Here is a 12,110-nt window from a genome sequence, read left to right on the forward strand (position 1 = left end):
AAATTAAGACTACCTGTTTACTTTTACAAACAATTAACAAAAAATATTATTATGAAACACCTTGAAAACAAAGTAGCATTAGTGACAGGAGGCAGCAGGGGGATGGGAGCAGCCATCGTAAAACGGCTGGTAGCAGAGGGGGCAACAGTGGCTTTTACCTATGTGAAATCCGCGGCTAAAGCGCAGGAACTGGTCACCGCACTTGGCGATAATGTAATAGCCATTCAGGCGGATAATGCTTCTCATACAGCAGTTACGGCTGCGGTTGAGCAGGTTGCTGCTACTTTTGGACGTATAGACATACTGGTGAATAATGCCGGGGTTTATCTTCAGAAGGGCTTATTAGAGCATACTGCCGTGGATTACGACCAGGTGATGGACGTTAACGTGAAGGCGGTTTTCATGGCTTCCCTGGCAGCGATTCCTCACATACCTTCCGGTGGCAGGATTATCAGCATTGGCAGTAATATGGCCGACAGGGTAGTGGGCCCGGGGGGTACGCTGTATGCTATGAGTAAGTCTGCATTGATTGGCCTTACCAAAGGGTTGGCAAGGGAGCTGGGCCCTAAAAGTATCACCGTTAACCTGGTGCAACCAGGTCCTGTAGACACGGACATGAACCCGGATAGCGGAGATCACGCTGCCTTCGCAAAAGGGTATATGGCATTAGGGCATTACGGAAATGTAGTGGATATTGCCGGTCTTGTAGCCTATCTGGCAGGCCAGGAGAGTGGTTTTATCACCGGTACCGCCATTACAATCGATGGAGGATTTAATGTCTGATCTTTAACTGCTTATTAACCGAAAGGGAGTTATTAAGCTGTTACTTTGCAGCCTGATAACTCCCTTTTATGAAAAAACTAATAATTACTGCTTTGCTGATTGGCGCCGGTTTTGGCGGATATGCATTACTGCATAAAACACCTGTTCATGTAAACTATGGCACCTGCAGCCCTAAAGGCAAATGTACTGCCTGTAAGAATTGCAGCGGTTGTAAAAACTGCTCAAAGAACGGAGGGACCTGTAGCGTCTGCCGGTAGAGGTACCAGCCTAATGCTAGGTATTTTTATACGTGCCATGTTAGGACGAAGAGGATGTACGATTAACTCTTGTCTTAATGGGTCTATTAAGACATCCATATCCTCTAATGGAATAGCTCCCAATAGCGGCTCACAATCGCTGGGCAAAACTATAGCCCGACATATGGTAAGTCTATTTTTAAACCGTAGTTCAACAGGTCCAACGATATCACATTCTTGTTGTTCACCATCAGCTAATTCTACTATATGTCTTCCTAAAACACGACATTGTAAATGCGCCTGCATAGGTTCATTAATAGTGAGCATAACAGCTCCTGTGTCAACAAGTATTTTCTCAACCTTCAGTGACCTTACATCATCTTTACTGATAACGTTGTCATGTGCCCTGGTAAGATCATCCGCGTTAAATAATTCTACTTCTGCATAGATTAATCCCATAATGATAATTGTGTTTTAAAAATGAAAAAAAAATTATGCAGGTTATAAAAACACAGAACCCGGTAGCTGAATTACTCAGTACCACCGGGCGTTAAGAAGAAATGAAGGTATAGAAAAAAACAAATCAAACTTCACCCTCTCAAAAAAAAATGCAACTTTCCCCGAAAAAATTAATAGTTTAAGCAAACCATAAAAGAACCACGATTATGCTTAAACACCTTGCAATTGCTTTTTTTGTACTGTTATGCATGCCCACCAGGGCCCAAAAACAGATTTCCATAGAAACAGATCACCTGCAATTACTACTCTCAGTAAATGAAAAAGGTAAACTCTTCCAGAGTTACCTGGGTCAGAAACTACTGGAAAGTACCAATGTAGAAAGTGGCAAACACGAAGCCTATGTTTCCGCCGGTACCAACAACCTGTTCGAACCTGCCATCAGCGTAATACATACAGATGGTAACCCTTCTCTGGAATTATTATTCGTTGCTGATAAAACAGAGAAGGCAGATGATAATGTAAGTACTACCACCATCTCTTTAAAAGATCCTAAATACCCTTTTGAAGTACTGTTACACATCACCGCCTACCATAAGGAAGATATCTTTAAAAGCTGGACGGAAATCAAACACCAGGAGAAGGGGCCCGTTACACTCTATAACTTTGCCTCCGCCATGCTGCACTTCGATGCACATAAATACTGGCTCACCAACTTCCACGGTGACTGGGCAGAAGAAATGAAAATGAAAGAAAATGAACTCACCAGCGGTATCAAAATACTGGATACTAAACTGGGTACAAGAGCTGATATGTACCAGGCTCCTTTCTTCTTCGTTTCTCTCGATGAACCAGCTACCGAAACACATGGTTCTCTGATAGCAGGTACACTGGCATGGACAGGCAACTTCCGCTTTGCTTTTGAAGTAGATGAACGGAATTCATTACGTGTAGTTGCCGGCATGAATACCTACTCATCTCAATATAAATTACTACCCGGACAAACATTCGAAACACCCGCATTTATCTTCACTTATTCGGATAACGGAAAAGGGATCGCCAGCCGTAACTTCCACCGCTGGGGTGCTACTTATGGTGTACTGGATGGTAACATCCCGAGAAATGTATTGCTGAATAACTGGGAAGCTACCGGCTTCGATTTCAATGAACAAAAACTGGAAGGCTTATTTGATAACACCCGTAAACTCGGTGCAGATCTTTTCTTATTAGATGATGGATGGTTCGCTAATAAATACCCCAGGAACGATGACCACACAGGACTGGGCGACTGGCAGGAGAACAAAACCAAACTGCCAAATGGTATTGGACATTTAGTAAAAACAGCCACGGGGAAAAATATCAAATTCGGAATATGGGTAGAACCTGAAATGGTGAATCCTAAAAGTGAATTATATGAGAAACATCCCGACTGGATACTGAAACTCCCCAACAGAGATGAAGACTATTTCCGTAATCAGCTGGTACTGGATTTAGTAAATCCTAAAGTACAGGATTTCGTATTGGGGGTATTGGATAATATGCTCACGGCAAACCCTGGTATCGCCTATATTAAATGGGATTGTAACCGCATGATCACAAACGGGTATTCTCCTTATCTGAAAGATAACCAGTCGGCCTTATACATAGAATACACCCGTAGTTTATACCAGGTGCTTAAACGATTACGTACAAAATACCCGCATCTTCCTATTATGTTATGCTCAGGCGGCGGTGGTCGTGTGGATTACGGCGCATTACCTTATTTTACAGAATTCTGGCCAAGCGATGATACCGACGCATTTGAAAGAGTATTTATCCAATGGGGATATTCTTACTTCTTCCCATCTTTTACAGTAGCCAATCACGTTACCTCATGGGGAAAACAATCGCTTAAATTCCGTACAGATGTTGCCATGATGGGACGATTGGGATACGATATTGATCTGGACAAATTCAATGATGCAGAATGGAAATTCAGTCAGCAGGCTGTTATCAATTATAAACAGCTGTATCCTGTAATCAGTCATGGTGATTTATACAGATTAATCTCTCCTTATAATGAAAACAGGGCTGTATTAATGTATGTAGATAGCGTACAAACAAAAGCAGTGTTATTTTCTTATAATCTGCATACCCGCTATGGTGAAGATTTTGAACCGGTGAAATTACAGGGACTTAATCCTGTAAAAAAATATAGACTCAAAGAAATGAATATAGAGGAAGGAAAGTCATCTGCACTTAATAATAAAATTTATTCAGGGGATTATCTGATGAAAGTAGGATTGCCAGTTTCTCCCCGCCGGGAATTATCCAGTATAGTGATAGCGTTATACGCAGAATAAACACCGTGAAACTCCGGGAGACCTCCCGGAGTTTCTTTACCTATGGCTTATTGTACAACAAGTACTGCAAATTGGTCGCGTGCAACACTGCATGGTGATGTAAAAACTGCCAGAAAAAAATTTTGCAGAATAGTTTTTTAATGTACTTTCGAGAACCAAGAACAAAAATTCCATTTATGTTAACGTAGCCATTATTACCAAAGACCCATTTGATGAGATTATCCTTTTTGATTGTCCTATTATTCTTAATAATTTCGGTTTCCTCGCACGCTCAATCCACCATCAGAGGAACAGTCGTTAATAAAGAAAATAGTCCATTAGAGTTTGTTACGATATCACTTAAAAAAGATTCGTTAGTTAAAGCTACATCCTTTACCGATAGTATTGGCAGTTATGAGTGTCGCAATGTGCCATCCGGCATATATACATTACTTGTATCCCGCCTTGACTATGACAAGGTTAGTATTACGATCAATCTCACAAGGGATACTATCATCAATATACAGCTACCTGATAACACCAAACAATTAAAAGAAGTAGTCGTAGCTGGTAAAACGCCTCTTATCGAAAGAAAAATTGACAGAATGGTCTTTAATGTTGAGAACTCAATAGCTACTTCAGGCGGAGATGCATTGGATGCCTTGAAAATAACGCCGGGAGTACGTGTACAGGACAACCTGATTGGGATGGTGGGTAAAAGCGGGATAGCTGTGATGGTTGATGACAGAGTGTTACAACTTACCGGGGAAGATCTTGTAAACTTCCTGTCTACAATCAAAAGCGATAACATAAAAAGTATTGAAGTCATCACTAATCCTCCTGCAAAATATGATGCAGAAGGGAATGGAGGAATGATAAATATCAAACTTAAAAAAGCAAAGGCGAATAGCTGGAATGGAACATTTCTTACCAGTTATACACAAACCAGTTATCCGGCAGGAAACATAGGAGGGAACTTTAATTATCAGAAAGATAAGCTGTCATTTATATTTAATATTGACTATAAAAGAGGTGCACGAAGAAGAACAGAATCCGATGAACTCTATTATCCAAAGCAATCCTGGAATACAGATTTCGTCAAAAAAATAAATATCAATAATACAGCGGTTAATGCGGGAATTGATTATCAGGTGACAAAGAAATGGACTACCGGAATTCAATATTCAGGTACCTATAGCAAACCAGTGATAGATGAAAATGATGCAGGTGTAATTACGAACAGTGAAACAAACCTGGTAGACTCCTTCATCAACACGATCGCTGTTACCAGACGAAAAGTAAATTCAACTTCCCTGAACTGGCATTCGGATATAGACCTTAATAAGAACAACGGTAAACTGTTTCTGAATTTTGACTATTTCGATTTTGCCAATAACACCAACAGGGATTTCAGCACAGAGAATCAGACGGGTGAACATGTGCCTACCCCCGGAGGTTTTATGTCAACTAACAACATTGGTGTACAGGGACTGAAGAACTATACGGGGAAAGTGGATGTGGAAATGCCGCTTGAATGGATCAAATTAATGTATGGGGCAAAAGTATTATTTACCACCACCAATAACGATCTTAAATATTATAACACCACCTCCGGTATCCCAATATTAAATACGGACCAGAGCAATATCTTTAATTATAAAGAGAACACAACAGCGTTGTATATTTCAGGAGATAGAAAGTTTGGAAAGAAATGGCAGGCACAGGCTGGGTTGCGCATGGAAAGCACCCATACCCAAGGCACTTCCGTTACTTACAGCAAGGAGAACAAGAATAATTATGTGCAACTGTTTCCTACTGTTTTTATCTCTTATACGCCCAATGATGATCATTCTATTGTAATCGATTATGGAAGAAGAATCACAAGACCAGGATATGCAAGCCTGAATCCGTTTAAATTCTATTCCAGTCCTTACAGCTATACAGAAGGGAATCCATTCCTGACTCCGAAATATGCTGATAATATTGAAATAAAATACGGTTATAAAAATGCGCTTTATACAACACTCTATTTTTCAAAAGATATCCATGGATTTGGAGAAGTTCCTTTTGCAGATGAAGTAACTAAAGTGCAATATTTCACCCAGCTGAACTATTTTTCAAACAAGACGGCTGGCTTCTCCGAATCATTCAGTTTTAACAGGTTAAAGTGGTGGGAAAGTGAAACAAAAGTGGACGTTTATTATTCAGCTTCATCCTTTATTAAAGAAGTAAATCTGCAGAATACGGAAAGTTGGGGATGTTATGTAAGTTCTAACAATTCTTTCATCCTGAACAAAGCAAAAACTGTGAGAGGCGCTATTAATGTCTGGTACCAGGCCCCGGAATATTCATTGTTATATAAAAATAAATCAAGGGCTAACCTGGACCTTGCACTTAAATATTCTTTACTTAAAAACAGTGTGCAACTGGCTTTTGTAGTCCAGGACGTATTAAGAACTGCAAGAAATTACAGCTCAACATACACAAATGGGATCAGACAGGTATATTACGATTACAGTGATAACCGGTTTTTCAGAATATCATTAGCTTATAAATTTGGGAACAAGAAAATTAATATAGAAAAAAGAACTTTCGGAAACGAAGAAGAAAAAAGCAGAGCAAATAATTAACCCGGAACAAAAACTATAATCACCACCATACCCCGATAAATTTAACTCTAAATCGTATTTAGTATAAGATATTCATTGCGCAAGAATCGCGGGAATAATTGATACATTTTGTAACCCAAAGAAAAAAAACAAAAAACAGGAATCTACCGATGCCGACAAAGAAGGTGAATCTTAACTTCAAAAACAAATTAAAATGAAACAAGAAGAAATTGCAAATCTGACAGATTTCCTGGGTGTTAAAGTTCTGACTCCACTGGAAGAAAATTTGGTAATTGGTGGTCTGGCTATCGTTGAACCAGTTGACGTAGGTCACCATCATGACCATGATTCAGTTGAAGCTGCATAAGCCAAAACATGGAGCAGAGTAGAGGCATTTTCTCTACTCTCTCTCTCTTCTGTTACAAAATAACGTCCCCGGTTATTTAAGATCGGTCAATAGCTCCCTGTTAATCCACTATTGTCCGGCCCCGAAAATTATTTTATGTTATTAAAACTCATTTATAATGGAAACGTTACAGGAAATCGCCGTGAAAAAATTTGATGTCAACTGGTGGGATAACTTCCTCGAAACAACGCAAGACCAGACAAAGACAGCTGTTTTTAAAGACTGTATGGATAAAGAGGAAACCTTGCTGTTAAGGGGTTATGTACTGGATATACTGAAAGAATTAGCAAAATTAAGAACTATAAAATTCGGTTTCAGGGCTTATATAGATGGTAAAATACTCAACCTGGATGAGATGAACTACATCTATGATTCTCCTCCCCTGGAAAATGAAGATCTTGAAACCTGGTCACAGAGAGTATTTGGGGAAAAGAAATTCGGAATGATCATTAACCTTGGTGAAAAGTTCAATCTCCATTTATCAAAAATAATTGCACAGAAAATAGAACACCTGTTTGAAAAGGTAGGATTTCCAAGAGACGGTGTCAACTTTACATTGTTCATAGGTAATTATGATAAAACGCCCCTTGGTATCCACAAAGATCCAACCGGACAGAACGTGATCCACTTCCATTTAGGCCCTGGTGGTAAAACAATGTATACGTGGAGCAATGAGTTGTATGAAGAGCTGCTCGGCAAGGGTTACAAAAGAGAAGATGTAGAAGACCTTCTCCCTTATGCTACTGAATTTGCTTTTGAGGAAGGAGATGTATATTTCATGCCTGAAGGAGAATATCATATTGGTAAACAGGATGGACTTTCCATGGCAGTTACTGTTTGGCAATATAATCTTACAAAAGAAAAACTCGCCAAAAAATTACATAAAGTAATACAAAGACAATTCCTTCAAAAGGACGACAGGATTCTTATTCCTGACAGGTCACCACTGGATAATGCAGACCGTGTGGCAGATATACTGGAGGCCTTCACCATCCCCGCGGAATTATATAACTTAAGTTATATGGAACTGATGCGGGAAGCATACAGGGACCTGCGATATGCTGTAGGTAGTAACGGTGGCTACAGGACCAGCCCCTTCGCTAAGTCAGAACAACCTGCATTCCAGTTGGATGATACAATTGCACTGGAAGTACCCTTCAAAATTCTTTACAGAAATTCCGATTATTATCCCGGCAAATTGCAGATATATGTAAGAGGGGTAAAATTTGAGTTCAATGATTTTGCTTCCATCAGAACACTGATAGATAAACTCAATGAAGGAGAGGAAATCACCGTATCAGAGTTACTCTCTTACCTGGATAAAAGCTGGGATCCACGCGTGGGCCTGTATATTTTACAAATGATCTATGGTGCACATGGCATCAGGAAAGTAAACTAACATCCAATGGAAAAGATAGCAACCACATTCGATCCCATATGGTGGGACGACTTCCTGGATACAACTGATAAAATGACGAAAACGTCTGTTTTAAAGGATTGTATGACAAAAGAGGAAACTGCCGAAATGCGGACCTACATACTTGAAATACTGGCAGACATGGCCAGGAGACGTACAGACAAACATGGCTACCGTGTTTACATCGAAGGCAAACAACTCGAAAAGAACGAGATGTTCCGTATTTATGATTCACCGCCTTTGCCTGGTGAAAGCGTGGAGGATTGGGTACAACGTACTTTCGGAGAGAAGAAATTCGGGATGATCATTAATGAAGGCGAAAGATTTAATCTGGAGCTTTCCAATAAGATTGCCCTGAAACTGGCACCACTGCTGGAGAAAACGGGCGTCCCTACAGAAGGTATTATCTTCACCCTCTTTATCGGTAACTACGACAGTACCCCGCTCGGCATTCATCTGGACCTTCCCGGCAAGAGTGTGATCCACTTCCATCTTGGGCCTGGTTCAAAAACCATGTATACCTGGAATAATGAAGAGTATGAAGCGCTGGTAGGCGAAGAGAAGTATAACAATAAAGAGATCAGCAAATACATCCCCTATGCAGATAAACATCCTTTTGATGAAGGGGATATTTATTTTATGCCTGAGAATACCTATCATGTAGGTACACAGGAAGGACTTTCCATTGCTATTGCCTGCTGGTGTTTTAACCGCGCTAACTATGATTTTGCCGGAAGACTGCTGGCCATCATTAAAGAACAATATCTTCAGCGGTCAACATTGATGCTGAAACCGGATACAAATCCACTGGATAGCGTAGCCGGAGTTGATAAAACGCTGGATCTGTTTAAACTACCACCAGAACTGGAAGACCTCAGTTTTAAAGATCTGTTAAAGGAAACCTATAAAGACCTGCGCTATTCTCTCCATAGTAATGCGGGTTACAGAACATATCCTTTCCCCAAAACAGATGATAAAACATTCAGTGTTACAGACACGGTAGAAATAGAACAACCCTATAAGATACGCTATTACCGTACTGATAATGATAAGTTATTTATTTACGTGAGAGGGGTAAAAACGGAATTTAAATACTTTGAATGTTTAGAACGTTTTATCGATACACTCAATAATGATACTCCCATCCTGGTAAAGGATTTGTTGCAAACACTGGATCCAACATGGGATGAATCTGTAGGTCTTTATATTTTAAGATTATTCTATAAACATCACGGGATAAAGATTGTATGAATTTTGTAGCGCAGCATGACCAAATGGATTGTGGCCCGGCTTGTCTGTCAATGATAGCCCGTTTTTATGGTAAGCGATATGCTTTAAAATATCTGCGTGATCTTTCTTTTCTTACGCGGGAAGGGGTTTCTCTGGCCGGTATCAGTGAAGCTGCGCAGCGAATCGGTATGGAAGCCGTATCTGCTCAGCTTACTGCGGATGTACTGGCAACGATACCCCTGCCCTGCGTGTTGCATTGGAATAAGAATCATTTCGTTGTATTATACAAGATTAAAAAAAAGCGCTTCTCTGATCAGCTGATTTACAAAATTGCTGATCCGGGTTACGGGTTCATTTCTTTGTCTGCTGCTGAATTTGAGAAATCCTGGTTTTCCGATGAAGATACCGGTGTAGCCCTCATCCTGGAGCCTGCTGAAGAATTCCACCAGTTAAATCCTCCTCAGGAGGAAACCAACTTATCCTTCCGTCAGTTGATCGGTTACCTGACGCCTTACAGAAAGCAATTGCTGCTGATGTTCCTGCTGCTCTTAGCGGGCAGTGCCATCACCTTTGTTTTACCTTTCCTCACCCAGGATTTGATCGATAAAGGCGTACATGGTAAAAACCTGAACCTGATCAGCTTGATCCTGCTGGGACAACTGGGATTATTTCTCGGTACCCTGTTCATTGGCGTGATCCGGAACTGGCTCATGTTATATGTTGGTGCCAAGATAAATATCAAAATCATTTCTGATTATTTGCGGAAGCTGTTAAAATTGCCTGTACGGTTCTTTGAGACGAAGATGATGGGAGATTTTAATCAAAGGATCCAGGACCATGAAAGAATAGAGATCTTTCTTACTTCCCAAAGTTTGCTAACCCTCTTCTCCATACTTACCTTTTCCGCCTTTATGGGCGTGCTCTGGTACTATAATTATAAAATCCTGCTGGTATACCTGTTCCTGACCGCATTATCAGTTGGGTGGTCTTACTCTTTTCTCAGAAAGCGCCGTATTCTTGACTATTACCGTTTCCAGCGGCGTAGTGAGAACCAGGAATCCATTTATGAGATCATCAATGGTGTTACTGAAATGAAGCTGAATCAGCTGGAAGAATTTAAGCGTAATAACTGGGAGAAGATTCAGCGAAAGCTTTTTAAGATCAATATCCGGATCTTAAAATTAGATCAGGCGCAGTCTTCTTTTTTTGATCTGATTAATCAGGTAAAGAATATCCTGGTTACATTCCTGTCGGCTACCTATGTAGTTAAAGGAAGTATGACATTGGGCGAATTACTCAGTGTTTCATTTATTATCGGGCAGATGAATGCACCGGTGAATCAGCTGGTGAGTTTTTTCCGCTCCCTGCAGGATGCAAAACTAAGCCTTGAAAGGTTGAATGAGATCCAGCAACATCAGGAAGAAGAACAGCCGGAGCAGTTAAAGCTGGAGTTCGACAGGCCATCATTCCTTTATGAACAGAAAGGTATTTTCCTGCGCAATGTTCACTTCCGTTATGGGGCCAATGCGTCTCCGCAAATTTTAAAGAAGATTAACCTGACCATTCCCTACGGGAAGACAACAGCAATCGTTGGGGCCAGCGGCAGCGGAAAAACAACCCTCATGAAACTATTGCTGAAATTTTATGAGCCTACCAGCGGTGAAATCTATTTCAATCAGCTTTCTCTGAAAGACATTTCACCTGTAAACCTCCGGGAGAACTGTGGTGTAGTAATGCAGGACGGATTTATCTTTTCAGATACTATTGAGAGGAATATCATTGCTGCTGGAGAAGAGAAAGATACTGCCCGGTTTAATCATGCAGTGCAGGTTGCAAATATAGCCGACTTTATAGATTCACTGCCACTTAATGCAAAAACCAAAATAGGAGCTGGGGGAAATGGTATTTCAGGAGGGCAAAAACAAAGAATTCTGATAGCCAGAGCAGTTTATAAGAATCCTCATTATTTCTTACTGGATGAAGCTACCAGTGCGCTGGATGCTGAGAATGAAAAGATTATCCAGGATAATCTCAGTAGTTTCTTTAAAGGTAAAACGGTTGTTATTATAGCTCACAGATTATCTACTGTCCGGAATGCGGACCAGATCGTGGTGCTCAAAAATGGGGAGATCGTTGAACAAGGTGATCACACTCAACTTGTACAGCAACGATCCGAGTATTTTAGTTTAGTCCGGAATCAACTGGAACTGGGAGCCTGACCAGTTCTTTTATCTCTGTCATGTCTACAAAAAATTCCACTCTTAGTACAGATAAATCAATAAAATTGTAATAATAGCCGGAGCTGCCTGTACGAAAAAGATCCTCTTACCGGCGGTAAATCCGCCATAGATGCCTGCTACAGCAATGCAAGCCAGGAAAAACGTGGCTATGTGGAAGGCCCAGTCCTGGTCATGGATAAAGAAAGACCAGATCAGTCCTGCCGAGAGGAAGCCATTATACAATCCCTGGTTAGCGGCAAGGGTTTTGGTAGGGGGGAAGAGGTGTGCTGGCAGCTGTTTGAATACTTTGGGGGCGCGGGTAGTCCAGGCAAACATCTCCAGCCAGAGAATATATAAGTGTTCCAAAGCGCAGAATCCTATCAGAAATTTAATTAAGAGCAACATATGTAGTAAATTTAGTATTGGGTTCGAT

10 protein-coding genes are annotated in these 12,110 nt (G+C 40.7%); 8 read left to right on the forward strand and 2 right to left on the reverse strand.

All coding sequences use genetic code 11. The annotated features are described in order from the left end of the window. The first annotated feature begins 51 nt into the window (after positions 1-51). Both BMW86_RS31205 and BMW86_RS32655 read left to right on the forward strand, forming a co-directional pair. On the forward strand, positions 52-783 hold the full coding sequence (locus BMW86_RS31205) for an SDR family NAD(P)-dependent oxidoreductase (protein ID WP_089787698.1): 732 nt from the start codon (positions 52-54) through the stop codon (positions 781-783). Between the two features lie 68 nt (positions 784-851). After that, the gene (locus BMW86_RS32655) at positions 852-1,040 is read left to right on the forward strand and encodes a hypothetical protein (RefSeq protein WP_143056748.1); all 189 of its coding nucleotides are present in this window, start codon (positions 852-854) and stop codon (positions 1,038-1,040) included. On the opposite strand, the gene BMW86_RS31210 is transcribed toward BMW86_RS32655, so the two are convergent. Beyond that, positions 1,005-1,478, reverse strand: a complete 474-nt coding sequence (locus BMW86_RS31210; protein ID WP_089787700.1) for a pepsin/retropepsin-like aspartic protease family protein — start codon at positions 1,476-1,478, stop codon at positions 1,005-1,007. The genes BMW86_RS32655 and BMW86_RS31210 overlap by 36 nt on opposite strands. A gap of 206 nt (positions 1,479-1,684) precedes the next feature. On the opposite strand from BMW86_RS31210, the gene BMW86_RS31215 reads away from it, so the two are divergent. The 6 genes from BMW86_RS31215 (at position 1,685) to BMW86_RS31235 (ending at position 11,677) form a co-directional block, all read left to right on the forward strand. After that, complete coding sequence (locus tag BMW86_RS31215; protein WP_089787702.1) at positions 1,685-3,817, forward strand: alpha-galactosidase; 2,133 nt, start codon at positions 1,685-1,687, stop codon at positions 3,815-3,817. A gap of 212 nt (positions 3,818-4,029) precedes the next feature. Beyond that, positions 4,030-6,426 (forward strand): TonB-dependent receptor, encoded by a 2,397-nt coding sequence (locus BMW86_RS31220; protein ID WP_089787704.1) that lies wholly within the window; start codon positions 4,030-4,032, stop codon positions 6,424-6,426. A 193-nt stretch (positions 6,427-6,619) separates the two neighbouring features. Next, positions 6,620-6,772, forward strand: coding sequence for a hypothetical protein (locus BMW86_RS32955; RefSeq protein WP_177189457.1), 153 nt, complete (start codon positions 6,620-6,622; stop codon positions 6,770-6,772). A gap of 157 nt (positions 6,773-6,929) precedes the next feature. Further along, the gene (locus tag BMW86_RS31225; RefSeq protein ID WP_089787706.1) at positions 6,930-8,210 is read left to right on the forward strand and encodes a hypothetical protein; all 1,281 of its coding nucleotides are present in this window, start codon (positions 6,930-6,932) and stop codon (positions 8,208-8,210) included. A gap of 6 nt (positions 8,211-8,216) precedes the next feature. Further along, positions 8,217-9,479 (forward strand): hypothetical protein, encoded by a 1,263-nt coding sequence (locus BMW86_RS31230; RefSeq protein WP_089787707.1) that lies wholly within the window; start codon positions 8,217-8,219, stop codon positions 9,477-9,479. Further along, positions 9,476-11,677 (forward strand): peptidase domain-containing ABC transporter, encoded by a 2,202-nt coding sequence (locus BMW86_RS31235; RefSeq protein WP_089787709.1) that lies wholly within the window; start codon positions 9,476-9,478, stop codon positions 11,675-11,677. The genes BMW86_RS31230 and BMW86_RS31235 overlap by 4 nt, the downstream gene beginning before the upstream one ends. 42 nt (positions 11,678-11,719) lie before the next feature. Here BMW86_RS31235 and BMW86_RS31240 read toward each other — a convergent pair whose 3' ends face one another. After that, positions 11,720-12,082: a DUF1304 domain-containing protein gene (locus BMW86_RS31240; protein ID WP_089787711.1), complete on the reverse strand. Its 363-nt coding sequence runs from the start codon at positions 12,080-12,082 to the stop codon at positions 11,720-11,722. Positions 12,083-12,110: the final 28 nt, after the last annotated feature.

The sequence above is a fragment of the Chitinophaga sp. YR573 genome, assembly GCF_900110995.1.
Lineage (GTDB): Bacteria > Bacteroidota > Bacteroidia > Chitinophagales > Chitinophagaceae > Chitinophaga.